Source organism: Photobacterium alginatilyticum (assembly GCF_009910675.1).
GTDB lineage: Bacteria > Pseudomonadota > Gammaproteobacteria > Enterobacterales > Vibrionaceae > Photobacterium > Photobacterium alginatilyticum.
On record NZ_RSEJ01000020.1, the window covers coordinates 80,567 to 106,752 of the forward strand.

Sequence of the window (26,186 nt, forward strand, 5' to 3'; positions counted from 1 at the left end):
AAGAATTAGCTGACAATGCTGGCTGCAACCACATAGCTGCGCTGGCGCCAGAGGATCTTTTTGCGAATATTGGCATTCAAGCGTTTACGCCGGGTTGCGATCGAGGTCATTCGCTGTTTCAGGCTTTTTACGGCCTTTTTTTGTCTGGAAAATCGCATCGGTTCTTCCCATAAAGCAATGGCATTAGCTGCCGGATATAGAAGGGGATAGGCTTTTTAGGCGAGCCTGATTCATGGTTCGATTGTTACCTAAATAGCGCGGATTATGAATGATCAAAGTCGCAGATTTGCACTTACTTTTGCATCAAGAGACGCTGTACGTGTGACTCATTATCCGATAAACAAAGCCCTACCGAAGTAGGGCTGTTGGGGAAGCTCGGGATGTTTAGTTGTTGGCCGTTTTGGTCGGTTTGGCTTTATCGACAATGTCGGCTTCCGCGTTGCTTCCTGCCTCCTGAGGGGCGACCTCAGGTGTTTTTGGCGGGGTGATGGTGTGGAGATCATCGATCACCGCAATGTCCTGCTGCTGTGGCGGCTGATTGTGCGCCTGTTCGTAGCCGATAATACTTTGATAGTAACGACGAATATTCTCGACATAGTTCAGCGCTTCATCACCGCGGGCATAGCCGTAGCGCGTTTGGGTGTAGTATTTACGCTGGCGTAGCAACGGCAGGCGTTGTTTGACATCGCTCCAGGCATCCGGGTTGCCGCCTTGTGTTTTGGTCAGGCGCCGGGCATCCATCAGGTGGCCGAAACCAACATTGTAGGAGGCCAGGGCAAACCAGACTTTTTCATGCTCGGCAATGCTGTCCGGGATCCGGTTGATCATCTTCCGCAGGTATTCGGTCCCCCCGCGGATACTCTGCTCGGGATCCAGGCGGTTGTTCACCCCGACAGACTTCGCGGTCGGCAGGGTAAGCATCATCATACCGCGGACACCGGTTGGAGAAACGGCCTTGGGGTTCCAGTGCGACTCCTGGTAGGACAGGGCTGCAATCAGGCGCCAGTCAAATTCTTCGGCGTATTTCTTGAAAAGCGATTCCCAGCGCGGCAGCTTTTTCTCGATGGCGCGCAGGAAGGCACGGGTGTCGACATAGTCGAAGGTGGCAACATGGCCGAAATACTTTTCTTCTAGCTTGGCCAGTTCACCGTTTTGCTGCATGTCGCCGAAGAATTCGATGAGCAGCGCATACAGGCTGTCATCTGTGGTTTTGTTGACAAACCAGGCGATAGGCTCATCTTCGGTCAGTTCCAGGGCAGTGGCGATGTCTGGATGAATGCGCTGGCTGAGGGCGACATCGACCGAATCGGCAATGGTGTAGTCCAGCTCGCCTTTGGCAACCATCCGCAGCAGATCGTCGCTGTCGGTTTCCTCAACGGCTTGCCACTTCAGATCCGGATAGAGTACTTTCAGTGTATTGAGGCTTTTCTCATGGCTGGAGCCTTTAACGACAGTCAGCGAGCCTTTGTTCTGCGAAAGATCTTCGGTATCACGAGGGCGCCACTGGCCTTTTTTGTAGACCACAATCTGGCTGGCGTAGTAATAGGCCGGGGCGGCCCGGAAACTTTCCAGCCGATCATCGGTCATGGTCAGCCCGGCTGCGATGATATCCACGTCACCCCGCTCAAGGGAGGGAAAGAGGCCGGCCAGGGTAAACATTGGCTGCATTTCCAGCTTTACCCCCAATTTGTCGGCAAATCGCTGGGCAAGCTCGTAATCCAGCCCTGTCGGGCCGTCGGCACCGATAAAATAAGCTAGCTGGTTGTTCAGGGTACCGACACGCAATACGCCGCTCTCGCGGACCTTCTCCAGATCACTGCGCGCTGGAGGTTCTAGCCATTTGCATCCGCTAAGCAACAGCAGGCTCAGCATGATAGCAATCGCGTATCGGGGGGAAGGGATTAATCGAATATTGTTCAACAACATGTGCTCATCATTATAATTAGGTGTTCTTTATACCAAAGCTCGTCATATCAGCAAAGTCGCTCAGTAGCCCACTGTGAGGAATTTTCCGTTTTGAAATACAACTAAGTGTATCTGCTCGAGGCTGGTTTTGCGTTGCTATCTTGGAAAGTATCGCCCTCCCGGCGACTTCCTTGAGCAAAAGTTGGCTTTCTTCCCCTTGATTTACACCTGAATGAAAAAAAAACACGCAAACGGTTGCGTCAGGTGTTACGTCACAAAAAAAATTCCCTTATACTACGCTCCATCGTGAGTTACTCGCCTCGGGTCAATTCGGTGAAAAAGGTGGCATTGACGTAATTAGCCCAGTGATTGAGCTGGGTGTTAGGCCAATATCACCTTCATTCAACTGCTAATCGAGAGACGTACGCACATGGAAATTTTGCGTGGTTCACCCGCACTGTCTGAGTTTCGCGTTAACAAGCTATTAGAGCGTTGCCGCGAGTTAGATCTGCCTGTGTCAGGCATTTACGCCGAGTTTATGCATTTCGCTGATGTATCTGCTCCCCTGAATGCTGATGAGCAAAGCAAGCTGGAAAGCCTGCTAACCTACGGTCCAACGATTGCAGAGCACGAGCCGACAGGCACCTTGCTACTGGTTACCCCTCGTCCTGGAACTATCTCTCCATGGTCTTCAAAATCAACGGATATTGCCCACAACTGTGCACTGGAGACGATTAAACGTCTGGAACGTGGTACGGCTTATTATGTTGAAACAACCACGGCTCTGACCGAGGCTCAGCTTGCGGAGCTGAAGAGCCTGATCCACGACCGTATGATGGAAGTGGTTTTCACCGAGATGGAAGCGGCCAGTGCGCTATTCAAGCAGGCGGAGCCTGCGCCGGTACAAAGTGTCGATATCCTGGCCGGTGGCCGCAAGGCACTCGAAGAGGCCAATGTTAGCCTTGGTCTGGCACTGGCCGAGGATGAGATTGATTATCTGGTTGAGAACTTCACCAAGCTGGGCCGCAACCCGAATGACATCGAGCTAATGATGTTTGCCCAGGCCAACTCGGAGCACTGTCGCCATAAAATCTTTAATGCTGACTGGACGATCGACGGTGTTGATCAGGAAAAGTCACTGTTCAAGATGATCAAGAACACCTACGAGCAGAACCACGACTATGTGCTGTCTGCCTATAAAGACAATGCTGCGGTGATGGAAGGCTCCCATGTCGGCCGTTTCTTCCCGAACCCGGACTCGCGTCAATATAACTACCATCAGGAAGCGGCACATATCCTGATGAAAGTGGAAACCCACAACCACCCAACGGCGATTTCGCCTTGGCCGGGCGCTTCAACCGGGTCCGGCGGTGAAATCCGTGACGAAGGCGCAACCGGTATTGGTGGCAAGCCAAAAGCAGGCCTGGTCGGCTTTACCGTTTCTAACCTTCGTGTTCCAGGTTTCGAGCAGCCATGGGAAACGGATTTTGGCAAGCCGGGCCGAATCGTCAATGCCCTGGATATCATGCTGGAAGGCCCGTTGGGCGGCGCGGCATTCAACAATGAGTTCGGTCGTCCGAACCTGCTGGGCTACTTCCGTACCTATGAAGAGAAGGTGGACTCGCACAATGGCGAGGAGATCCGTGGTTACCATAAGCCGATCATGATTGCCGGTGGTATGGGTAATATCCGTGACGAACATGTGCAGAAGAAAGAAATCCCGGTAGGGGCCAAGCTCATTGTGCTGGGCGGCCCGGCGATGAATATCGGCCTGGGTGGCGGGGCGGCATCATCGATGGCATCAGGTCAGTCGGCAGAAGATCTGGATTTTGCCTCGGTGCAGCGTGAGAACCCGGAAATGGAGCGCCGTTGTCAGGAAGTGATCGATCGCTGCTGGCAGATGGGCGAAGCCAACCCGATTGCCTTTATCCACGATGTGGGTGCCGGCGGTATCTCTAATGCCCTGCCGGAGCTGGTGGATGATGGCGAGCGCGGCGGCAAATTCCAGCTGCGTGATGTACCAAATGATGAACCGGGCATGAGCCCGCTGGAGATCTGGTGTAACGAGTCACAAGAGCGTTATGTTATGGCCGTTGCGCCTGAGAATATGGCTGTGTTTGACGCCATTTGTCAGCGCGAGCGTGCACCTTATGCCGTGGTGGGCGAAGCGACCGAAGAGCGTCATCTGACACTCGAAGATAGTCATTTCGACAATACGCCGATTGATATGCCGATGGATATTTTGCTCGGTAAGCCGCCGAAAATGCATCGTGATGTGAAAACCCAGAAAGCGCAAGGCCAAGCCATTGACCGTGCAGGGATCGAGTTAGAAGACGCGACTCACCGTGTTCTGCGTCTGCCGGTGGTTGCCGAGAAAACGTTCCTGATCACCATCGGTGACCGCACGGTAACCGGCCTGGTGGCTCGCGATCAGATGGTGGGTCCTTGGCAGGTGCCGGTAGCAAACTGTGCCGTTACGGCTGCCAGCTATGACACTTACCATGGCGAGGCGATGTCGATGGGTGAGCGTACCCCTGTCGCGCTTCTTGACTTCGGTGCGTCGGCTCGACTGGCTGTCGGTGAGGCGATCACCAATATTGCCAGTGCCGATATCGGTGACATGAAGCGGATTAACCTGTCAGCCAACTGGATGTCGCCTGCCGGTCACCCGGGCGAAGATGCGGGTCTATACGAAGCCGTTAAAGCTGTGGGTGAAGAGCTGTGTCCGGCCCTTGGCCTGACCATTCCTGTCGGCAAAGATTCGATGTCGATGAAGACCAAGTGGGAAGAGAACGGCGAGCAGAAAGAAGTGACTTCGCCGCTGTCTCTGATCATTACCGCCTTCGGCCGGGTTGAAGATGTCCGTAAGACTGTAACGCCTCAGCTGCGTACCGATAAAGGCGAGTCGACACTCTTGCTGGTTGATTTGGGTTGCGGCAAGAATCGCCTGGGCGCGACGGCGCTGGCGCAGGTTTACAAGCAACTGGGTGACAAACCGGCTGATGTCGATAGCCCTGAGCTGCTGAAAGGCTTCTTTATTGCCGTACAGGCTTTGGTCCGTGATGAAAAAGTGCTGGCCTATCATGACCGTGGTGATGGTGGTTTGTATGTCACATTGGCCGAGATGGCATTTGCCGGTCATACCGGTGTTGAAGTCGATATTAATACAACCGATGCCGACGAGTGCGACGATGTGCTTGCTGCGCTGTTTAACGAAGAGCTCGGTGCTGTGCTTCAGATCCGTACCGATGATCTTGATGCCGTGCAGTCTGTACTGGCGGCGAATGGCCTTGAGGCCTGCAGTCATGTGATTGGTACTGTGGTTGACGAAGATGTTGTCCGTATCTGGAACGGTAACGATCGCGTCCTGGAGCAAAGCCGTACTGAACTGCGTACTATCTGGGCAGAAACAACCTACCAGATGCAGGCGATGCGTGATAACCCGGCTGGTGCCCTGCAGGAGTTCGACGCCAAGAAGGACTGCCAGGATCCTGGCCTGACGACCAAGCTGAGCTTCGATATCAATGAAGATGTTGCAGCGCCGTTTATCTCGACAGGTGCCAAGCCACAGATGGCTATCCTGCGTGAGCAGGGGGTTAACTCCCATGTTGAAATGGCGGCGGCATTCGACCGGGCTGGTTTTGATGCCAAGGATGTTCACATGAGCGATATCCTGTCGGGCAATGTCAAGCTAGATGGCTTTAATGGCCTGGTTGCCTGTGGCGGCTTCTCCTACGGTGACGTACTGGGAGCGGGTGAGGGCTGGGCGAAGTCTGTGCTGTTCAACAACATGGCACGTGAGCAGTTCGAGAGTTTCTTCCATCGTAATGATACGTTTGCTCTTGGTGTCTGTAACGGTTGTCAGATGATGTCGAATTTGCGTGACTTGATCCCGGGCGCCGACTTGTGGCCTCGTTTTGTCCGCAATGAGTCAGAACGCTTCGAAGCACGCTTTAGCCTGGTAGAAGTCCAGCAGAGTGATTCTCTGTTCTTCAATGGCATGGCTGGCTCTCGGATGCCGATTGCGGTATCGCACGGTGAAGGACGGGTCGAAGTGCGAAATGGCGAGCACCTGAACGCACTTGAGCAATCGGGCACTGTGGCGCTGCGTTATCTGGACAATTATGGCAACGTGACCCAGAACTATCCGGCTAACCCGAATGGTTCCCCGAACGGGATCACGGGCCTGACGACTCAGGATGGTCGCGTTACGATCATGATGCCGCACCCTGAGCGTGTATTCCGTACCGTAGCAAACTCCTGGCACCCGGATGACTGGAACGAGAACAGTCCGTGGATGCGCATGTTCCGTAATGCCCGTGTCAATATCGGCTAATCGCAGTCTAAACTCTGTGAGAACTGAAAACCGCTCTTCGGAGCGGTTTTTTATTTTCAGGTTTTCGTTCCGAGGTTGCCTAAACATTAGACATGTCAGTAGTAAAGTTTGTATTGGCTAACCTTTTTCGCTGAATTTACTCGCCTTTGTGGATAAAGTGTGATTAAGCTGAGGGTAGGGTGTTCACAGGAGGGTGTATGATTTTTTTTGATCTTGATAATACCTTGCTTGATCACGACGGTGCCGAACAGGATGCAATCCGAAGCTTTGTTGCCCGTTATCGTGCTGACGTCGTCCCCTTTGAGGGCAAACCGGAGGATATTTGGCGTGAGATCACCGATCGGCATCGGGCACGCTGGCGTGCCGGAGAGCTTACCTTTGAAGGACAGCGACGGGCCCGGATTAGCGAGTTGTTTGAACGGCCGTTAACGGTGGCGGAAGCGGATCAGCTGTTTGCCGAGTTTTACGCAATTTATCGCCAGCATTGGCGGCTGTTTCCTGACGTCAAACCGGCACTGGAGCAGCTGCGCGAGGTATCTCCCCTGGCCGTGATCTCAAATGGCCTGAGCAGGCAGCAGCAAACCAAACTTGTCGAGACCCATATCGCTGACTATTTTAGTTTTATGATGACCTCCGAACAGGCCGGTGCAGCCAAGCCCGATCCGCGCATCTTTCAGGCGGCGCTTAAGTTTGCCGACAAGAGTGCCGATGAATGCTGGTATATCGGCAACCACCCGTTGAATGATGCACAGGCGGCTCAGGAGGTGGGGATGAAAACAGTCTGGCTCAATCGCCGCGGACTGAGGGAAAAGGTCCATACCCGCGTGGTGCGTTCTATGGCCGGATTTGTGGACTTGGTTAACATACAACACTGACAAAGTTGACAGCTACTGAACTTTTCAGGCACGGAATGTCTAAAAAAACAGTAGTCAAAATAAAATTCAAGTGCCTGGAGAGCTATTGTTCGGGTTGAGCTAAACATCAATACCACATAAACTATGCGGCTATTATGAACAGATGGCTCCTGGTACTACAACATCATGGAAGAGAGAAGGGAATGGAAGACCCTAAAACGAATGGAAAAGTAAGTGCCGCCCAGGGGCTGGCAGTGCTCGTGATTATCTGTTTGCTCCGTTACTTTGATACCTTTGCGGTAATCTTCAGTATTAAGCAAGTAGGCATAGTACCAAGTATCATCGCCATGCTGGTGCTGCTCTCCGGTCTGTTTGCCATAGCAGGCTTGCTGCGTGGCTATAAATGGGGCTTTATCCCGCTGTATTTCTTTATTCCGGCAGCCACGATGTTCTTCGGTTTCAGCCTGATCCCCTATCTCCCCTTGCTGATAGAACCCGAATACCGTAGTTTGATGGTCATTGCTATAAATAGCAGTGTGCTTGTCTATGCCGTTTTCCTGCTGCTCAGAATGATGGACTCCAATGTCATATTGCCCACTGAAAAGCATTGAATCGCACAACTACACATTGAGCTTACTGACTCAGATCTGTGATAATACCTCCAAGACTAATCAGGCAGTTGGTGCAAGCACCAGCGACCTCTGCTCAGCAAAGGACGATGAAAGATGAAAAAAATTGAAGCCGTTATTAAGCCGTTTAAGCTTGATGATGTTCGTGAAGCCCTGGCAGAAGTGGGCATCACAGGGATGACAGTATCGGAAGTGAAAGGCTTCGGCCGCCAGAAGGGTCACACCGAGCTATACCGCGGAGCAGAATACATGGTCGATTTCCTGCCGAAAGTGAAGCTGGAAATCGTAGTCGCAGACGACGTTGCCGAGCAATGCATTGATACCATCATCGAGACCGCGCAGACAGGTAAGATCGGTGACGGTAAAATCTTCATGTTCGATGTTGAGCGCGTGGTGCGTATCCGCACAGGCGAGGAAGACGAAGACGCCATCTAAATTTGTATTATTGCTTCGTTATTTCGCTCAATAACTGCATCAGGGGTGCTCATTTATGCGTATAAACTCCGCGCCCCTTTTTTGTTCTTGAGCGAAATTCCTTCGCACTAATGCAAATTACTATCCTGAGTACTTCCTCTTTGCTACAGAATGAAACAGCTTTGCTAAAGAGATTTTACCAGTAGCGTAATGCTCGATAACTGCATCAGGGCGTTATGTAGAGAACAAAAAAGGCTTGCCGGATGGCAAGCCTTTTTCATGAATAGTCGATTGTGTTAGTTACAGCTGGTGAGCGCCTGACCACTGTAGCGCCCCGGCTTGTGGTTCATGGCCAGCACCAGGTTCAGCAGGACAGCACCGAGTACGGACAGGACCAAGACCATTGGACTGACCAGGAAAAAAGAAGCGACCAGGATGCAGGTATCAATCCCCATTTGCAATTTGCCTGCTGACAGACCAAATTTTTCCTGTAAAAACAGCACCAGTACATTAAAGCCGCCAAGACTGGTCTGGTGACGAAACAGGATCAGCATGCCCAGTCCCATAAGCAGGCCGCCGATTGCTGCGCAGTAGAGTGGTTCAAGTCGACTGATCTCAAGGACATGGTGAAGGTTATCAGTGATCACCGAGACTAAGCCGCCAGAAATGATACTGGTGATGGCAAAGCTCTTGCCCATTCTAAACCAGGCCATGAGATAGAATGGTGTATTTAACAGGAAATACAGCTGGCCGAAAGAAAGGTCGACAAACTGGCTAAGGAGGAGTGCCAGTCCCGTTGTGCCGCCTGTTAGTAAGTCAGCCTGCTGGAGAAAGAAAACACCCTGGGAAACGATGAACGTACCGGTCAGAATAGCAATAATGTTTTCTTTCAGTGAATGATGATAACCGCTCAAATGTACACTCCTTATATCAGAAGCGCGCAATAATAAGGGGGAACCCGGGGAAAACGAAATTGTTGCCGCAAACAGTCAGAACATGGCTGTAAGAAATGTTTTACGCGATCGTAAAATATTAATTTTCATGTTTACTTGTAATATGATGCAATTAGCATGAATTGTAATGGTGATTGATTCATCAAGATGAAAAAAATTCATGCAGCCATCGAAAATAAACATGCAGAACGACTAAGAAAAAGTGCCTCGAGGACTATCTGATTTAGATCAAATTCTGTAAGATGGCGAATTATATACAGGTGCGACGAAAACGTTTGCGTCTAGGCGGGGCCTAGGTTTGTGTTTTTCGAATTGCACCGAAGATTTATGATTACCACCGATTCACACAAGGATCTGAATTTTTCAGGTACTTCTGTCAATTTGTATGAGAACAATCTGAGTCAGGAGATACAGATGCTAAAACGCGACATGAATATTGCCGATTATGACGCAGAACTTTTTGCAGCCATTCAGGAAGAAACTGCGCGTCAGGAAGAGCACATCGAGTTAATTGCCTCTGAAAACTACACCAGCCCACGTGTAATGGAAGCGCAAGGTTCTCAGCTGACGAATAAATACGCCGAAGGTTATCCAGGCAAGCGTTATTATGGCGGTTGTGAGTATGTCGACAAAGCTGAGCAGCTCGCCATCGAGCGCGCCTGTCAGCTATTCGGCGCAGAATATGCGAACGTTCAGCCGCACTCTGGCTCACAGGCCAACAACGCGGTTTACATGGCACTGCTGAATGCTGGTGATACGGTATTGGGTATGAGCCTGGCACACGGTGGTCACCTGACTCACGGCTCTCCGGTAAACTTCTCGGGCAAGCTATACAACATCATTCCTTACGGCATTGATGAAAGTGGTCAGATTGACTACGAAGAGATGGAAGCCTTAGCCCTGGAGCACAAGCCGAAGATGATCATCGGTGGCTTCTCTGCCTACTCTCAGATTGTTGACTGGAAACGCATGCGTGAAATTGCCGACAAAGTTGGCGCGTACTTCTTTGTTGATATGGCGCACGTTGCCGGCCTGATTGCTGCTGGTGTTTACCCGAACCCTGTTCCTCATGCTCACGTCGTCACTACTACAACGCACAAGACACTGGCTGGCCCTCGCGGTGGCCTGATCCTGTCAAGCGAAGGCGAAGAGCTTTACAAGAAGCTGAACTCAGCGGTATTCCCTGGTGGCCAGGGTGGTCCTCTGATGCACGTGATTGCCGCTAAAGCGGTTGCCTTCAAAGAAGCAATGGAACCTGAGTTCAAAGCCTATCAGGCACGTGTGGTTGAAAATGCCAAAGCGATGGTTGCCGAGTTTACCGAGCGTGGCTACAAGATCGTTTCAGGCGGTACCGAAAACCACCTGTTCCTGGTTGATCTGATTGACAAGGGCATCACAGGTAAAGAGGCCGATGCGGCACTGGGTGAAGCTAACATCACAGTAAACAAGAACAGTGTACCTAACGATCCTCGTAGCCCGTTTGTAACTTCGGGTATCCGTCTGGGTACACCTGCTATTACCCGTCGTGGTTTCTCGGCAGATGAAGCTAAACAGCTTGCTGGCTGGATCTGTGATGTTCTGGACAACATTGACAAGCCAGAAGTGATTGAAGCGACCAAGGCGAAGGTACTGGAGATTTGTAAGCGTCTACCTGTTTACGCTTAATAGCGCCTCACCTCTTTGCTATTTAGTCCAATACCAGCATCGGAAGTGCTCATTTATACTTATAAACTGCGCGCTTCCTTTTTGCTCTTGAACGAAATAGCGTCGAGCTGAGGTACTATATGATTAAGTGGCAGATACGAAATGTAGTTTGAAGCTAGTACTTTGAATCTGATAAAACGGCACCTGCTTAAGGTGCCGTTTTGCTTTGGTAAGCCAGAATAATAAGAAAAACCATTCTTATATTCTCAATAACCGATTGAAATGAGTTACACTGAGTCGACGAATTTTAGGAGGCAAGATGCATTGTCCTTTTTGTGGTGCAAATGACACCAAAGTAATCGATTCCCGTCTGGTTGCAGACGGCCATCAAGTCCGTCGTCGCCGTCAGTGTCTGGCTTGTAATGAGCGCTACACGACGTTTGAAACCGCTGAGTTAGTCATGCCTCGGGTGATTAAGACCAACGGTAACCGTGACCCGTTCAACGAAGACAAGCTTCGTGGCGGGATCCAGCGCGCGCTGGAAAAACGACCGGTGAGTGCTGATGACATCGAACGTGCCATCAATACGATCAAGTCTCGTCTTCGTGCGACGGGCGAGCGTGAAGTACCGTCAGAGATGATAGGAAACTTGGTGATGGAAGCGCTTAAAGAGCTGGATAAGGTTGCCTATATCCGGTTTGCCTCTGTGTACCGTAGTTTTGAAGATATTCGTGAATTTGGCGAAGAAATCGCCAAGTTAGAGAAGTAAGCGGCGTTAGCGGCAGTTACCTGCCAGCTAACGCCTTCAAATGAATGCAAAGCCAGATGTTCTCACCCATAGATCATGCCATGATGCTGCGTGCCATTGAGTTGGCAAAACGTGGCCGTTTTACAACAGCTCCGAACCCAAGTGTTGGTTGTGTGATAGCCCACGGCGATAGTATTGTCGGGGAAGGTTACCATTACCAGGCTGGTCAGCCGCATGCCGAAGTGTTTGCGCTGCGTGCTGCGGGCGATAAGGCCCGGGGAGCCACTGCCTATGTCACGCTTGAGCCTTGTTCTCACTATGGACGCACACCGCCTTGTGCCGAAGCGCTGGTTAAGGCCAAGGTATCACGGGTTGTGTGCGCGATGGTTGATCCTAACCCGCAAGTAGCAGGGCGCGGTATCGAGATGTTGCAGGTGGCCGGAATCGAAGTCCAGACCGGTCTGCTTGAAGCTGATGCCCAGGCACTGAACCCCGGTTTTATCAAGCGAATGAAAACCGGGATGCCGTATGTGCAACTGAAGTTGGCATCGAGCCTTGATGGCCGCACGGCATTATCGAATGGCCAGAGCAAGTGGATCACGGGGGCGGCTGCCCGTGCGGACGTACAGCGCTTTCGTGCCAGGGCCGGTGCAATTCTTTCAACCAGTGCGACCGTACTGGCCGATGACCCTTCGCTAAATATTCGCTGGGACGAGCTGGGTAAAGAGGTACAGCGTGACTATCCGCAGGCGGCTGTACGCCAGCCTTGCAGGGTGGTGATTGACAGCCAGAACCGGGTATCGCCGGCCCATAAACTGGTTCACCTGCCGGGCAAAACGATTTTGGCGCGTTGTGAACAAGGCAATGAGGCGTGGCCACAGGCTGTTGAGCAGTTACTGGTACCGGCAACCGAAGCCGGAGGTCCGCTCGATTTGCCAGCGCTGATGAAGGCACTGTCTGAGCAGGATATCAATCACATCTGGGTTGAGGCCGGTGCCGGGCTTGCCGGCGCATTGCTGTCGGCGGAGCTGGTTGACGAGCTGATTATTTACCAGGCACCTAAACTGATGGGAAGTGACAGCCGCGGGCTGGTTGATTTGCAGGGGCTGACGGCAATGTCTCAGGTCCCTGAGCTGGCTATCAGTGATGTTCGGATGGTCGGGCCGGATATCCGGATCACTGCCCGAGTCAAACACGTTTAACGAGCAATTCAAGGAATTTTAATTCATGTTTACTGGCATTATCGAAGCTGTAGGTACGATTACGGCCCTGACACCGAAAGGTGCGGATATTTCTGTCACGGTCGATGCCGGCAAGCTCGATCTATCCGATGTTAAATTGGGTGACAGTATTGCAACCAACGGGGTATGCCTGACCGTCGTTGAGCTGACCGGTAGCGGTTATGTTGCCGATCTCTCTTTGGAAACTCTCCAGCGTACTGCTTTTGCCAACTACAAGGCGGGACAGAGGGCCAACCTGGAAAAAGCGATGTTGCCGACGACCCGTTTCGGCGGCCATATGGTTTCCGGACATGTTGACGATGTCGCTGAAATTATCGAGCGTACCCATACCGGACGAGCGATAGAGTTTTGGGTCAGTGCCCCTGAGCATCTGGCTAAATATATTTCGGAGAAAGGCTCGGTATCTGTCGATGGTATCAGCCTGACCGTCAACGCGATCCGTGGCAATGAGTTCAAGCTGACAATTGTGCCGCATACCGCGGCGGAAACGACAATGGAATCTTTTAAAGCGGGGCGCAAAGTCAACCTGGAGGTTGATGTGATTGCCCGCTACCTAGAGCGTTTGATGCTAGGTGAGAAAGCCGCAGATAAAAAGTCGGAAGTTACCATGGACCTACTGGCAAAAACTGGGTTCTTAGGATAGAGCATTAGGATAAGGGTATTGTTATGGCGTTAAGCAGTGCAAAAGAAATAATCGAAGATATCCGCCTGGGTAAGATGGTTATCCTCATGGATGATGAAGATCGCGAAAATGAAGGTGATCTGATCATGGCATCGGAGAAAATCACGCCCGAAGCGGTGAACTTTATGGCGACCAACGGCCGGGGCCTGATTTGCCTGACCTTGACCCAGACGCGCTGCAAGCAGCTTAACCTGCCGCTGATGGTGCAGGATAATACCGAGCAGTTCAGTACCAATTTTACGGTATCGATTGAGGCGGCCGAGGGAGTGACCACCGGGATCTCCGCGGCAGACCGTGCCCGTACCGTTCAGGCGGCGGTGGCAGAGGATGCCACTGCGGCCGATATTGTTATGCCGGGACACATCTTTCCGTTAATGGCTCAGGAAGGCGGTGTGCTTGCACGCGCCGGCCATACTGAAGCCGGTTGTGATGTTGCCCGCCTGGCGGGTCTGGAGCCATCCAGCGTGATTGTCGAGATCCTCAATGAAGACGGCACGATGGCTCGTCGCCCTGACTTGGAAGTGTTTGCCGAAAAACATGGCCTGAAACTGGGTACCATTGCTGATCTTATCGAATACCGTAACAACAACGAAACGACGATTGAACGTGTGGCGGAATGCCGACTGCCGACAGAGTTTGGCGAGTTCGACATGATCACCTACCGTGATACGATCGACAATGAAGTTCATTATGCACTGCGTAAGGGGGATGTGGCCCCCGAGTCATCGACATTGGTTCGTGTTCACCTGCAAGATACGTTCAAAGATATTCTTCACTCGGGCGCGTCGCAGTGGACTTTGCCTGCAGCCATGAAGCGTATTGCTGACGAAGGTGGTGTGCTGGTAGTACTGAGCAAGCACGAGCCACAAGAAGCGGTGATCACCAAGCTGAAACAGCTGGCCGCACAGGAAGAGGGCAAACCGGTGGTGAAGCTGAATCCGAAAGATCAGTCTCGTCAGGTGGGGGTGGGCTCTCAGATCCTATCTGATCTGGGGGTGTCGAAAATGCGACTGCTGTCGTCTTCTACCCAGCGTTACCATTCGCTGTCAGGCTTTGGCCTGGAAGTCGTTGAGTATATCTGCGAGTAAATCAGTAGGCGGGCCGGTATCGACTGGCCTGTTTTTTCTTTCTCCTGTTGCTGCTTAGCTGCGGCCCAGGAGGTTATTTTGATAATACCGGTGAGAAATACGCGCTTATCACCTGCTATGACCGATTATTTATTCACCCTGAGCCGGTGAGATGTCAATTGGTATAACTTTTAAAGTGTGATAGACTCCCGCGGTTTCTCAAACCGGAAAGACATAGTCACAGGAAGGCCCATGAAGGTAATTGAAGGCGCCATCGCGGCACCAAATGCAAAAGTTGCTATCGTAATCGCACGCTTCAACAGCTTTATCAACGAAAGCCTGCTTTCAGGTGCGTTGGACGCACTGAAACGTCAAGGTCAGGTAAGCGATGAAAATATCACTGTTGTTCGTTGCCCTGGTGCATACGAGCTTCCACTGGTTGCCCAGCAGGTTGCCAAGAGCGATCGTTACGATGCAATCGTGGCGCTAGGCTCTGTGATCCGTGGCGGTACGCCACACTTTGATTATGTTGCCGGTGAGTGTAATAAAGGTCTGGCGCAGATCGCTCTTGAGTTTAATACTCCGGTAGCGTTCGGTGTTCTGACTGTAGATTCAATCGAACAAGCCATTGAGCGTGCCGGTACCAAGGCTGGTAATAAAGGGGCAGAGGCTGCACTAAGCGCGCTTGAAATGGTTAATGTCCTGTCCCAAATCGAATCCTAATGGGGGTTACTGTGAAACCAGCCGCACGTCGAAATGCACGTCACTTTGCTATCCAAGCTATTTATTCTTGGCAGATCACTAAGGGCAATGTTGCCGATATTGAGCAACACTTCCTTTCTGGCGATAAATTTGAAGAAGAAGAGCACCAGGCTGAAGCGCCTGAGCTGGCAGCACCGCATACTGACGTTGCTTACTTCCGTGACCTGTTAACAGGTGTGGTTCTGAACCATCAGGAACTGGACAGCAAAATGCGTCCGTACCTGTCTCGTCCGCTACAGGACCTGGATCAGATGGAACTTGCGTTACTTCGTCTTGCTATGTACGAAATGACCAAGCGTGATGATGTACCATACAAAGTGGTGATCAACGAAGCTATCGAACTGGCCAAGGCCTTCGGTGCGGAAGACAGCCACAAGTTTGTAAACGGTGTGCTGGATAAAGCGGCACCGACACTTCGCAAGAAGTAATCGAATACGATTCTAGAGGGCCAGCTTAGCTGGCCTTTTTTCTGTCTTTAATTTGAAAAACAGTATGGCTAGTAACGAATTTGACCTTATTGCTCGGTATTTTGAGCACCAGAATGTAAACCGCCGTGATGTCGCCTTGTCCATCGGTGATGATTGTGCCCTGCTGGAGGTGCCGGACGGCAGCCAGCTTGCCGTCAGCACAGACTCGCTGGTAGCAGGTACTCACTTTTTGGCTGATGCTGACCCGGCGCTGGTGGCCCATAAGGCTTTGGCCTCGAACCTGAGTGATCTGGCAGCCATGGGGGCAATGCCGGCCTGGGTGTCACTGGCAATGACCTTGCCTTCTCCGGATGAAAGTTGGCTACGTCAGTTTTGCCAGGGCTTTTTTGCACTGGCTGACTATTACAATGTTCAGCTGGTGGGTGGCGATACCACCAAAGGGCCGCTGAGCATTACGATTACCGTGCATGGCTTTGTTCCCAAGGGGAAAGCCCTCACCCGCAGTGGGGCAAGCTCAGGTGACTGGGTCTATGTCACCGGTAATTTGGGGGATAGCGCCGCCGGGCTTGCCTTGCTGCTTGGCGAGAAGACGGTGAGTGATCCGCAGCTACAAAAGACCTTGCTTGAGCGTCATTACAAGGCGCAACCCCGGATTTTGGCCGGACAGGCACTGCGCGGGATAGCTTCGGCAGCCTTGGATATTTCTGACGGATTGATTTCTGATCTCGGCCACATACTGAAGCGTTCCGGGCTGGCAGCCAGCATCGATGTTGATAAACTGCCGCTGTCGCCGGAGCTGTGTTTGTTTGAGCCTGACAGGGACAAGGCCCTGCAGCTGGCGCTGGGCAGTGGCGAAGAATACGAGCTCTGCTTTACGGTTCCCGAGCAGAACCGTGGAGCAATCGATACGACTCTGGCACACTGTGGCGTCAAGGCGAGCTGTATCGGTCAGTTGCGCCCGGGCCGGGGGATCACGCTGATCAGGGCTGATCAGCCGCTTGACTGGCAGTTGCATGGCTATGATCATTTTGCGGAGTAGTAAGTGGGAAATCCTAAAGAGAATATCAACCTGACAAACCCTTGGCATTTGCTGGCAACGGGGTTCGGTAGTGGCTTGTCACCAATCATACCGGGAACCATGGGCACTGTGGCGGCCATCCCTTTTTATCTATTGATGGTTAAGCTCCCTTTTGCGGCTTATCTGGTTATCACGGTTGTCGCGGCGCTGGTCGGCATTATTATTTGTCAGAAAACCTCGGATGATATGGGGGTTCACGACCACGGCAGCATCGTCTGGGATGAGTTTGTCGGTTTTTGGATCACCATGGCGGTAGCCCCGGTAGCGAGCTGGGAATGGGTACTGACAGGTTTTGTCCTGTTCCGTTTCTTTGATATGGTCAAACCGTGGCCGATCAGCTGGTTGGATAAACATGTCCATGGCGGTTTGGGGATCATGGTAGATGATATCCTGGCAGGCTTTATGGCAATGATCGCCCTGTGGGGAGTGGGTTACTGGATGGGCTGGTAGAGCAAGCCTGTAGCCTGATAAACGGAAATGATGAGCCGCGCAATAGCGCGGCTTTTTTGTATATAAACCGGCTTTAAATCAACCCGCTAAAAATTGTTCGTCTAGGCTTTATTAAGGTTTTCAGAACAATTAAGTGGTGAGCTATGCCGTGGCGCGGGTTGGGGTTAGTTGCAGGGTTATTGTTGGCCTATCAGGCTAATGCGCAGGTTTATCCCTCGACAGGGGTGGCCTGGGTGTTGCCGGGAAGCTGGGATGAGCCATTGGCTACATCGTTCTTCAACACGGCGCAGGACGTGAAGGACTGGGAGGCAAGCCATGCGGATATTATTTTTGGCGGTATGCAGGATGTTGGTGTTAACCGCCAGACCGTTGCGATGGGGTATATCTATAGCCAGAAGCTGGACTGTCGGCCGGGAAAACAGTCGGCATGGTTAAGTAAACAGGCTGCACTGGCCGGGATTGACATGGAAGACGGTTTCATGCATTTTGCCGAAGATACCCTGCTAGCGGCAGATAAGCCGAGCTCCGGCTTGGATTATCTGCTCAAAGGCCAGCCCTATCACTTGCTGCTGGTTCGTAATAATCAGTTCTCTACTGCGCGTTTGCCGCTGACTCTTCAGCCGGGCGACGAGGTGATCCTCTTCTCTTCCTACCCGTTTGATGCCCTTGAGCTTGTTGCTGACGGCTCGCCTTTGTTAAAACGCAATCTGACCGATGAGAAGGGAAATGTGGCAGTCTGGAAAAAGACTAAGGTTGACTGGTCCCAGTCCGATCCAGATATCGTTTCCGGGCCGTTGTCTGGCTCCCAAGGAGGAAGCTCTCAAGGGAAAAAAATACTGACTGGCTATCTTGAGCATAAAGACCTCTGGCACAGTGCATGGCCGTATTACCAGCAACGTAAACTCAACAGCGGAAATATTGGCTTGGATAACGGCCTAAAGACATGGATGGTTAAGCTCGCCTGGCCGGAAGAGGCTCGGCTCAGTGCACTACGTATAAAACCTTGGCTGCAGCTCGATGCCAAGCAGTTGCGGATCCCCGGCTGGGATAGTGCCAATGATCAGGACGGTGACGGGTATGTGAGTGCTACCGAGTTTAGTGAACGTCCCAATACCAAGGCCAGTGCCCGGTTCAGGCATCAGGCTCGCCTGATACCGGCCAGCAATATGTGGCCGGGTACCTGCTGGTACCGAGTAAGTTTTGTCAACGATGCTTTTAATGACGTGCATGCCAACTGGTACCGTCATGACTGGCAGCGGCAGGGGCTAAGCGGGGCATACAATGATGATATGGCCAAGCTGCTCGACAGCAATCAGTTCAGTGTCCTCGAGGGCGGGCTGCTCAGTGAACTGCCGCTTAAGGCAGGAACGACAGACGCGGCAACAGAGTATGCCAAGCAACTGGCTGATTTCTTGCTTCAGGTGAAAAAGAAAACGCAAACCACCTGGCTGGCTGCGAATATCTCGGAGATCAACCTCTGGCATTATTCGGTATGGCCGGTGCAGTTGCGGGATGTCATTGATCTCTGGTTGCGGGAGCACTACCTCACCCCGGCGATGGGCTTGCAGAGGATGCAGCGTGCCTGGGAGACTTTTGCGTTGGCCAAGGCTGGTGATAAGAGTGTCATCATGGCGTCGGTGAAAGGGGGACGCAGCGAGCTGGCCCCCTCTTCTGATCTTGCCTGGCAGCGGGATATAGAAACCGGGCTGGCCCAATACTACTTTTTTAACCTGCCCGGCTATACCTTCTTCCATAGCTGGAACCAAACTTATTTTTATGGCAGCGGCAATACGACGTTGCGTAACTGGTACCGCCAGGGGGTACCCAAAAACTGGGTTTACCAGCCGACGGGGATGTTGGAAATTGATATCGGCCGGCCAGTTAATATCCCTAAAGGGCACAAGGCGGTGATCTGGGAAAACAAGGGCGACAAGGCAAAAACATCGGCATCGATGATATCGGATATTGCGCTGAAACCGGCAAACTGGTTCTGGCTTTACCGCTCGGGCTGGTTTGGCGATTTTCCCCGGGAAGGCGTGATTGCACGCCGTTACAGCGAAGGCTTGGTTGTTTACCGGGCTGTTAAGGAAAGAAACCAGAAAGGCTTTTTGCTGGCCAAACCCATGCGGATATCCCTGCCGGGAGAATATCAGCGGATAAATTATGACGGTTCGCTGGGGGAGCCTCTGCGCTATATCGAGCTGGGAGGTTACGAGGGGGCGGTACTGAAAAAGGTTCCCTGGCCCAATGTGACGGTGGCTGGGGATAGCTTCTAGAATATGGACCCGGGTGCCAGGAAAAGGCGCCGGGTCCGGTTTTTTGCTTGCAGGGCTTAGATTGCTAGTTTCTCGTTACTAATCAAGGTAGGCTTTGATTTGCTTCTCAATGCCTGGGCCATCAATTTCAAGTAGGGCATGGAGTTCCGCCTGAGTGCCTTGCTCGATAAAGCGATCCGGCAGGCCGATATTCAGTACCGGCTTGAGCACTTTTTGCTTCATCAGAAACTCGTTCACACCGCTACCGGCACCACCGGCAATGGCATTTTCCTCGACGGTGATCAAGGTGTCGTGGGTCGCCGCCAGCTCCAGGATCAATGCTTCGTCAAGAGGCTTGACGAAACGCATATCGGCCACGGTCGCGTTAAGGTTTTCAGCTGCTTCGAGCGCATAGCTCAGGGTGGTTCCGAAATTGAGGATAGCGATCTTCTCACCCTGACGGCGAACAATCCCTTTCCCTATCTCCAGAGCGTTCATTTTACGATTCGGCACGATGCCGGTACCGCTGCCGCGCGGGTAGCGTACCGCACTCGGCCCCTGGTGCTGGTGGCCGGTATAGAGCATCTGGCGACATTCGTTTTCGTCACTTGGCGCCATGATCACCATATTGGGGATACAGCGCATGAAGCTCAGATCAAACGAGCCTTGGTGCGTCTGCCCGTCGGCACCGACCAGACCGCCACGGTCAATGGCAAACATCACCGGTAAATCCATGATCGCGATATCGTGGATCAGCTGATCATAGCCGCGCTGCAAGAAGGTCGAATAGATGGCAACAACCGGGTGGTAGCCACCGATAGCCATGCCTGTTGCCAGAGTAACGGCATGTTGCTCGGCAATGGCAACATCAAAGTACTGCTCGGGGAACGTTTTCGAGAACCGAACCATGCCAGAGCCTTCACGCATGGCCGGGGTAATGGCCATTAGCTTGCTGTCCTGCTCGGCCATATCGCACAGCCAGTCGCCAAAGATATTGGAGAACGTTGGCTGGCTTTTGGTTTTCGGAATCGGGTTCTGGGTCAGATCAAATTTAGGTACGGCGTGATAGTTAATCGGATCCGCTTCGGCCGGGGCATAGCCCTTACCTTTCTTGGTCATTATATGAAGGAACTGCGGTCCTTTGAGGTTGCGCATGTTCTTCAGGGTATTGACCAGCTCGTCAACGTCATGGCCATCGACAGGGCCGATATAATTAAAACCCAGTTCCTCGAACATAGTACCGGGAACAACCATGCCTTTAATGTGTTCCTCGGCGCGTTTGACCAGTTCCTTGATCGGCGGCGCACCAGACAGCACTTTCTTGCCGCCTTCACGAATGGTGGTATAGAGGCTACCGGATAACAGGCGGGCAAGGTGGTTATTCATGGCACCGACGTTTTCCGAAATCGACATCTCGTTGTCGTTCAGGATCACTAGCATGTCCGAGTGAACATCACCGGCATGGTTCATCGCTTCAAATGCCATCCCGGCGGTGATTGCACCGTCGCCGATCACGCTGACCACTTTTCGGCCGAGGCCTTCTTTTTCCGCGGCAATCGCCATCCCCAATCCGGCACTGATCGAAGTCGAGGAGTGGCCGACGGAAAGAACGTCATATTCGCTCTCTTCACGCCATGGGAAGGGGTGGATCCCGTCTTTCTGACGGATCGTCGACATCGCCTCGCGGCGGCCGGTAAGAATTTTATGTGGGTATGCCTGGTGACCGACGTCCCAGATGAGGTGATCGAACGGTGTATTGTAGACATAGTGCAGGGCAACCGTCAGCTCGACGGCACCAAGGCCGGAGGCAAAGTGACCGCTGCTTTGGCTTACTGACTTCAGTAAGTAGGTACGTAGCTCGTCGCAGACAGCAGGTAGGCTGTCGACTGGCAACAAGCGAAGTTCATCTGGAGTGTTTGCCAGAGCCAGATGAGGGTATTTTGAAATATCCAGTGTCATAACATTTCGGCGCTTTTACTGTTTTTTAGTTATTGCGCTCGATGACGTATCGGGCAAAAACTTCTAATTGGTCTGTATTGTAGGGTATTGCGTCCAATGCTTGTAGCGCTTCTTGATAAAGTTGCTGAGCTTTTTGCTTCGCACCTTCCAATCCGAGCAAGGCCGGGTAGGTACTTTTTTCCAGTTCGAGATCGGAACCTTGCGGTTTGCCCAAGGTTTCTGTGTCGCTGGTAACGTCCAGAATATCGTCCTGAACCTGGAAGGCCAGGCCGATAGCATCCGCATATTGGTTGAGCTGAGGCAGTATCTCGGCACCTTTGTCACCGGCGGCAAGTGCCCCGAGGCGAATCGCACAGCGGATCAAGGCGCCGGTTTTATGCTTGTGGATGGTTTCCAGCTCCTGCAGCGTGACATCCTGTCCCTCTGCCGCCAGATCCAGTGCCTGTCCCATACACATCCCGGCCGCGCCTGATGCCTGTGCCAGCTCCCTGACCATCTGGATGCGGTATGTTTCTCCGCCTTCGCTCAAGGGACCGGTTGCCAGAATTTCAAAAGCCAGCGTCTGCAGCGAGTCGCCCGCCAGAATGGCTGTCGCCTCGTCAAAGGCAATATGGCAGGTCGGCTGACCACGGCGCAAGTCATCGTTGTCCATCGCCGGCAGATCGTCATGAATTAACGAATACGCATGAATGCATTCCACTGCCGCCGCTGGAGTATCTAGATTAGCACAATCAGCACCAAGCATCTGACCTGTTACATAGGTCAGGAAAGGGCGAGCACGTTTGCCACCCAGCAACGTACCGTGCTTCATGGCCTCGATGAGAGGCTGTTCAGCGTACGGCTGCGACAAGATCCATTGTGCCAGTTGCTGGTTATTACGCTGCTGGTAATACTGCAGAGACTGTGACAGGGAAGTGTTTTTATTCATTATCGGCATCAAATTCAGTCAGGGGGGCTTCATCATCTGCCTGAAGCAGAATCTCTACTCGCTGCTCGGCCTGAGTCAGTTTTTGCTGGCTGCTACGGGCAAGCGCAATGCCACGCTCAAATTTCTTCAGCGCATCTTCGAGCGCAATGTCACCGGATTCCAGCTCATTTACGATGCTGTCTAGTTCGTCCAGTGCGGCTTCAAACGCCATATTTTCAGGTTTTTTAGCTGCCATAAAGGGTTCACTATGATTTAAGTGCAGGAAAAATAACGTAGAGAGTTTACAGCGTCAAATTATGTCACAGGATTCTGTGTCGCCAACAGTTATTTTCGAGTTTTGCTGTCAAGAAAGCTAAATCAAAATTCAATGGTGCCGATATAGTCTGAGTTGGTTAGAATAGCCACAGAAATCATTTTGGCTACGTGTCGCAAGTTGGAGAATTACCGGTGGATTTGGCTACCCTCATAGGTTTAATCGGGTCATTTGCCTTCGTTATCATGGCGATGGTACTGGGCGGTAGTATCAGTATGTTCATTGATACGCAGTCGATTTTGATCGTATTTTGTGGCTCGATGTTTGTTGCACTGATGCAATACAGTATCGGGCAGTTTTTCGGCGCTGCGAAAATTGCCGCCAAGGCCTTTATGTTCAAGACGGACAACCCTGAAGACTTGATTGCCAAAGTGGTCGAGATGGCCGATGCGGCCCGTAAGGGCGGTTTTCTTGCGCTGGAAGAAATGGAAGTGGAAAACTCCTTCTTGCGCAAAGGTATCGATTTGCTGGTTGACGGTCATGATGCCGACGTGGTCCGGGCAACCTTGCAGAAAGATATTGCCCTGACCAACGAGCGTCATGAGCTGGGGGCGGGTATTTTCAAGGCCCTCGGCGATGTGGCGCCGGCGATGGGGATGATCGGTACGCTGATCGGTCTGGTTGCGATGCTGTCCAACATGGATGATCCCAAGTCGATTGGCCCGGCGATGGCCGTTGCCCTTTTGACCACGCTCTACGGTGCGGTTCTGGCGAACATGGTGATGCTGCCGATTGCCGCCAAGCTTGAGCTGCGCAAGGATGAAGAAAAGCTGAACCGTCGCCTTATCCTCGACGGGGTGCTGGCTATTCAGGACGGCCAGAACCCGCGGGTGATTGACGGCTACCTGAAAAACTATCTGAACGAGAAGAAACGTAGCATCGACGGCGACGAGTAACAGGAGGGACGATGGAAGAAGAATGCAAATGTCCCCCCCCGGGGCTACCGGCCTGGATGGGTACCTTCGCCGACTTGATGTCACTGCTGATGTGTTTCTTTGTACTTCTGCTGTCCTTCTCGGAGATGGATGTACTGAAGTTTAAGCAAATTGCCGGCTCGATGAAGTTTGCTTTCGGTGTTCAGAATATGCTGGAAGTGAAAGATATTCCGAAAGGGACCAGCGTGATTGCCCAGGAGTTTCGTCCTGGGCGCCCGGAGCCGACGCCGATTGAAGTTATCATGCAGCAGACGATAGACATGACCCAGCGTTCGCTGGATTTTCATGAGGGCGAGTCCGACAGGGCTGGTGGTACCCAGCGCGACGCCGGCAAGATGACGGGCGGGCAGAGTGCTGACTTGTCGACCGAGCAGAAGCAGAACAGTGATTCTGAACTGTCGGAATCACAGGAGCAGCTGATGGAAATCCTGCAGAAGGCGCTTGACCGTGAGATCCAGGACGGGGCGGTTGAAGTGGAAAGTTTCGGTCAGCAGGTGGTTATCCGGATCAAGGAGAAGGGATCGTTCCCTGCCGGCTCTGCTTTCTTGCAGCCCAAATTCAGGCCGCTGGTGAGGCAGGTTGCCGATTTGGTCAAGGATGTGCCCGGCGTGATCCGTGTCTCCGGCCATACCGATAACCAGAAACTGGATTCTGAGCTATACCGTTCCAACTGGGATTTGTCGGCACAGCGCGCCGTGTCGGTTGCCCAGGAGATGGAAAAAGTGGATGGCTTCGAGCACAAGCGCCTGCGGGTGGTTGGGTTGGCCGATACAGCACCGCTGAACAACAACAAGACCGAGGCGCAACGCAAAGAAAACCGCCGGGTCGAGATTTCTATCATGCAGGGCGAACCCTATTATTCGGATGAAGTGCCTAGCGGCGAAAATTAAGCCTACACTAAACCTAATAGTGGAATGATATACAGGGAAGGGAGCTCACCCTGTATATCCTTGTTTCAGCAACAGCCTGCTTGCTGTATAATCCGCGCCTTTGATCCCTTTAAGGATTAATCCTTTTGGTATTGTTTGGCCCAGTGTAGCGAAGCGTGTTATGAAATTTATCGTTAAACCCCATCCTGAGATTTTTGTAAAGAGTGATTCTGTCCGAAAGCGCTTCACCAAAATCCTGGAAAGCAACATCCGCATTATTGTTCAGCGTTTGTCCGATTCCGTAGCGGTACAAAATCGCCGTAGTCACATCGAAGTGTCATCAAAAGATGACAGCATTCGTGATCAGGTTCTGGCGGTATTAACACAAACGCCAGGTATTCACCATTCGCTGGAAGTGAAGCAAAGTGACTTCACTGACATGCACGATATCTACGAGCAGACACTAGATCACGTCCGCGACCAGATTGAAGGTAAGACGTTCTGCGTACGCGCCAAGCGAACAGGCAAACATGACTTCACCTCGATTGAACTGGAGCGCTACGTAGGTGGCGGCCTGAATCAGGCGGTTGAATCTGCTTCTGTCAAACTGAAAAATCCGGACGTTACCGTAAAAATCGAAGTTGCTCAGGACAAGCTGAATCAGGTCCTGGCGCGCCATAAGGGGCTGGGTGGTTTTCCTCTGGGGACTCAGGAAGATGTGCTGAGCCTGATTTCCGGTGGTTTTGACTCGGGTGTATCGAGCTATCTGCATATCAAGCGCGGTAGCAAGGTGCACTACTGTTTCTTCAATCTTGGCGGTCCGGCTCATGAAATCGGCGTTAAGCAGGTTTCGCATTTCCTTTGGAACAAATACGGTTCATCAGCCAAAGTTAAATTTATTGCGATTGACTTCGAACCGGTAGTTGCCGAAATTCTGGAAAATGTGGCCGATGGTCAGATGGGTGTCGTACTTAAGCGTATGTTTATGCGTGCTGCCGGCCAGGTTGCCGAACGCATGGGTCTTCAGGCGCTGGTCACTGGTGAAGCTCTTGGTCAGGTTTCAAGCCAGACGCTGACCAATTTGCGCCATATCGATAACGTGACGGATACCTTGATCCTGCGCCCGCTCATTAACTGGGACAAAGAAGACATTATTAATGTCGCGCGTGATATTGGTACCGAAGATTTCGCCAAGACCATGCCGGAATTCTGCGGTGTCATCTCCAAGAGCCCGACAGTGAAGGCCGTAAAAGAAAAGCTGGAAACTGAAGAGGCGAAATTTGATTTTGCAGTGCTTGATCGTGTGGTTCAAGAAGCCCGTGTGATTGATATTCGTGACATCGCAAAAGAAAGCCAGGAACAGGCGCCGGAGATTGAACTAGTTGATCAGATCGACAACGGTGCCATTGTCCTCGATATCCGCAGCCCGGACGAAGAAGATGAAAACCCGCTGGAAATTGAAAATGTCGAGGTTAAGCATCTGCCGTTCTATAAACTGGCAACACAGTTTGGCGATCTGCCGCAAGACAACACCTATTTGCTGTACTGTGACCGTGGTGTGATGAGTCGCCTTCAGGCACTGTACCTGAAAGAAAACGGCTTTGATAACGTTAAGGTCTATCGTCCTTAAAAGGGATAGAGCTTAAACGCACATCAATAATAACGAGAGCCAATTGGCTCTCGTTTTTTTGTTATTGGGGCCTGCAACCCCCCTCCCGTCCTCCCTCTTAAAAAGT

The 26,186-nt window shown here is 52.1% G+C and carries 23 protein-coding genes; 17 read left to right on the forward strand and 6 right to left on the reverse strand.

From position 1 onward, the window contains the following. Positions 1–5 precede the first annotated feature (5 nt). Together EIZ48_RS18385 and mltF are read right to left on the reverse strand one after the other, a co-directional pair. The gene (locus EIZ48_RS18385; RefSeq protein WP_160654465.1) at positions 6–158 is read right to left on the reverse strand and encodes a hypothetical protein; all 153 of its coding nucleotides are present in this window, start codon (positions 156–158) and stop codon (positions 6–8) included. Between the two features lie 226 nt (positions 159–384). Continuing rightward, the gene (mltF, locus tag EIZ48_RS18390; protein WP_160654468.1) at positions 385–1,926 is read right to left on the reverse strand and encodes a membrane-bound lytic murein transglycosylase MltF; all 1,542 of its coding nucleotides are present in this window, start codon (positions 1,924–1,926) and stop codon (positions 385–387) included. Positions 1,927–2,335: 409 nt separating this feature from the next. Between mltF and purL the strand changes: the two genes are divergently transcribed. The 4 genes from purL (at position 2,336) to glnB (ending at position 8,159) form a co-directional block, all read left to right on the forward strand. After that, positions 2,336–6,241 (forward strand): phosphoribosylformylglycinamidine synthase, encoded by a 3,906-nt coding sequence (gene purL, locus EIZ48_RS18395; protein ID WP_160654470.1) that lies wholly within the window; start codon positions 2,336–2,338, stop codon positions 6,239–6,241. 197 nt (positions 6,242–6,438) lie between these two features. Then, the gene (locus EIZ48_RS18400; protein ID WP_160654473.1) at positions 6,439–7,116 is read left to right on the forward strand and encodes an HAD family hydrolase; all 678 of its coding nucleotides are present in this window, start codon (positions 6,439–6,441) and stop codon (positions 7,114–7,116) included. Between the two features lie 134 nt (positions 7,117–7,250). Then, on the forward strand, positions 7,251–7,706 hold the full coding sequence (locus tag EIZ48_RS18405; protein WP_240153016.1) for a hypothetical protein: 456 nt from the start codon (positions 7,251–7,253) through the stop codon (positions 7,704–7,706). Between the two features lie 114 nt (positions 7,707–7,820). Then, positions 7,821–8,159 carry a nitrogen regulatory protein P-II gene (gene glnB / locus EIZ48_RS18410; RefSeq protein WP_075763695.1) on the forward strand — a complete coding sequence of 113 codons (339 nt, stop codon included), beginning with the start codon at positions 7,821–7,823 and terminating at the stop codon, positions 8,157–8,159. 275 nt (positions 8,160–8,434) lie between these two features. On the opposite strand, the gene EIZ48_RS18415 is transcribed toward glnB, so the two are convergent. After that, on the reverse strand, positions 8,435–9,052 hold the full coding sequence (locus EIZ48_RS18415) for a YitT family protein (protein WP_160654476.1): 618 nt from the start codon (positions 9,050–9,052) through the stop codon (positions 8,435–8,437). Between the two features lie 453 nt (positions 9,053–9,505). Here EIZ48_RS18415 and glyA point away from each other — a divergent pair, with 453 nt between their 5' ends. The 10 genes from glyA to EIZ48_RS18465 all read left to right on the forward strand — a co-directional run bounded on the left by glyA (position 9,506) and on the right by EIZ48_RS18465 (position 19,467). Continuing rightward, entirely contained in the window at positions 9,506–10,756 is a 1,251-nt protein-coding gene (gene glyA / locus EIZ48_RS18420; RefSeq protein ID WP_160654480.1) for a serine hydroxymethyltransferase, read from the forward strand. 298 nt (positions 10,757–11,054) lie between these two features. Next, on the forward strand, positions 11,055–11,504 hold the full coding sequence (gene nrdR, locus EIZ48_RS18425) for a transcriptional regulator NrdR (RefSeq protein WP_075763701.1): 450 nt from the start codon (positions 11,055–11,057) through the stop codon (positions 11,502–11,504). A gap of 56 nt (positions 11,505–11,560) precedes the next feature. Further along, positions 11,561–12,685: a bifunctional diaminohydroxyphosphoribosylaminopyrimidine deaminase/5-amino-6-(5-phosphoribosylamino)uracil reductase RibD gene (gene ribD / locus EIZ48_RS18430; protein ID WP_160654483.1), complete on the forward strand. Its 1,125-nt coding sequence runs from the start codon at positions 11,561–11,563 to the stop codon at positions 12,683–12,685. Positions 12,686–12,710: 25 nt separating this feature from the next. After that, complete coding sequence (locus EIZ48_RS18435; RefSeq protein ID WP_160654486.1) at positions 12,711–13,367, forward strand: riboflavin synthase; 657 nt, start codon at positions 12,711–12,713, stop codon at positions 13,365–13,367. Positions 13,368–13,390: 23 nt separating this feature from the next. Then, on the forward strand, positions 13,391–14,494 hold the full coding sequence (gene ribBA, locus EIZ48_RS18440; protein WP_160654489.1) for a bifunctional 3,4-dihydroxy-2-butanone-4-phosphate synthase/GTP cyclohydrolase II: 1,104 nt from the start codon (positions 13,391–13,393) through the stop codon (positions 14,492–14,494). Positions 14,495–14,725: 231 nt separating this feature from the next. Continuing rightward, positions 14,726–15,196, forward strand: coding sequence for a 6,7-dimethyl-8-ribityllumazine synthase (gene ribH / locus EIZ48_RS18445; protein WP_160654492.1), 471 nt, complete (start codon positions 14,726–14,728; stop codon positions 15,194–15,196). Then, on the forward strand, positions 15,196–15,663 hold the full coding sequence (gene nusB / locus EIZ48_RS18450) for a transcription antitermination factor NusB (RefSeq protein ID WP_160654495.1): 468 nt from the start codon (positions 15,196–15,198) through the stop codon (positions 15,661–15,663). The genes ribH and nusB overlap by 1 nt, the downstream gene beginning before the upstream one ends. 64 nt (positions 15,664–15,727) lie before the next feature. Beyond that, positions 15,728–16,702, forward strand: a complete 975-nt coding sequence (gene thiL, locus EIZ48_RS18455; protein ID WP_160654498.1) for a thiamine-phosphate kinase — start codon at positions 15,728–15,730, stop codon at positions 16,700–16,702. A 3-nt stretch (positions 16,703–16,705) separates the two neighbouring features. Beyond that, positions 16,706–17,191, forward strand: coding sequence for a phosphatidylglycerophosphatase A (gene pgpA / locus EIZ48_RS18460; RefSeq protein ID WP_160654501.1), 486 nt, complete (start codon positions 16,706–16,708; stop codon positions 17,189–17,191). Between the two features lie 143 nt (positions 17,192–17,334). Continuing rightward, positions 17,335–19,467, forward strand: coding sequence for a hypothetical protein (locus EIZ48_RS18465; RefSeq protein ID WP_160654503.1), 2,133 nt, complete (start codon positions 17,335–17,337; stop codon positions 19,465–19,467). A gap of 78 nt (positions 19,468–19,545) precedes the next feature. On the opposite strand, the gene dxs is transcribed toward EIZ48_RS18465, so the two are convergent. Genes dxs through xseB form a run of 3 tightly spaced genes read right to left on the reverse strand, consistent with a single transcriptional unit; the run spans position 19,546 to position 22,568 of the window. Beyond that, complete coding sequence (gene dxs, locus EIZ48_RS18470; protein WP_160654506.1) at positions 19,546–21,405, reverse strand: 1-deoxy-D-xylulose-5-phosphate synthase; 1,860 nt, start codon at positions 21,403–21,405, stop codon at positions 19,546–19,548. Between the two features lie 25 nt (positions 21,406–21,430). Then, positions 21,431–22,333 carry a (2E,6E)-farnesyl diphosphate synthase gene (gene ispA / locus EIZ48_RS18475; protein WP_160654508.1) on the reverse strand — a complete coding sequence of 301 codons (903 nt, stop codon included), beginning with the start codon at positions 22,331–22,333 and terminating at the stop codon, positions 21,431–21,433. Then, complete coding sequence (xseB, locus tag EIZ48_RS18480) at positions 22,326–22,568, reverse strand: exodeoxyribonuclease VII small subunit (protein ID WP_075763721.1); 243 nt, start codon at positions 22,566–22,568, stop codon at positions 22,326–22,328. Before xseB ends, ispA begins: the two co-directional genes overlap by 8 nt. Positions 22,569–22,780: 212 nt before the next feature. Between xseB and pomA the strand changes: the two genes are divergently transcribed. The 3 genes from pomA (at position 22,781) to thiI (ending at position 26,080) form a co-directional block, all read left to right on the forward strand. After that, complete coding sequence (pomA, locus tag EIZ48_RS18485; protein ID WP_160654512.1) at positions 22,781–23,542, forward strand: flagellar motor protein PomA; 762 nt, start codon at positions 22,781–22,783, stop codon at positions 23,540–23,542. A gap of 11 nt (positions 23,543–23,553) precedes the next feature. Next, a complete protein-coding gene (locus EIZ48_RS18490; RefSeq protein WP_160654514.1) occupies positions 23,554–24,471 on the forward strand; it encodes a flagellar motor protein MotB in 918 nt (305 codons plus the stop codon). A gap of 160 nt (positions 24,472–24,631) precedes the next feature. Further along, complete coding sequence (gene thiI, locus EIZ48_RS18495) at positions 24,632–26,080, forward strand: tRNA uracil 4-sulfurtransferase ThiI (RefSeq protein WP_160654517.1); 1,449 nt, start codon at positions 24,632–24,634, stop codon at positions 26,078–26,080. The last annotated feature ends 106 nt before the right edge of the window (positions 26,081–26,186 follow it).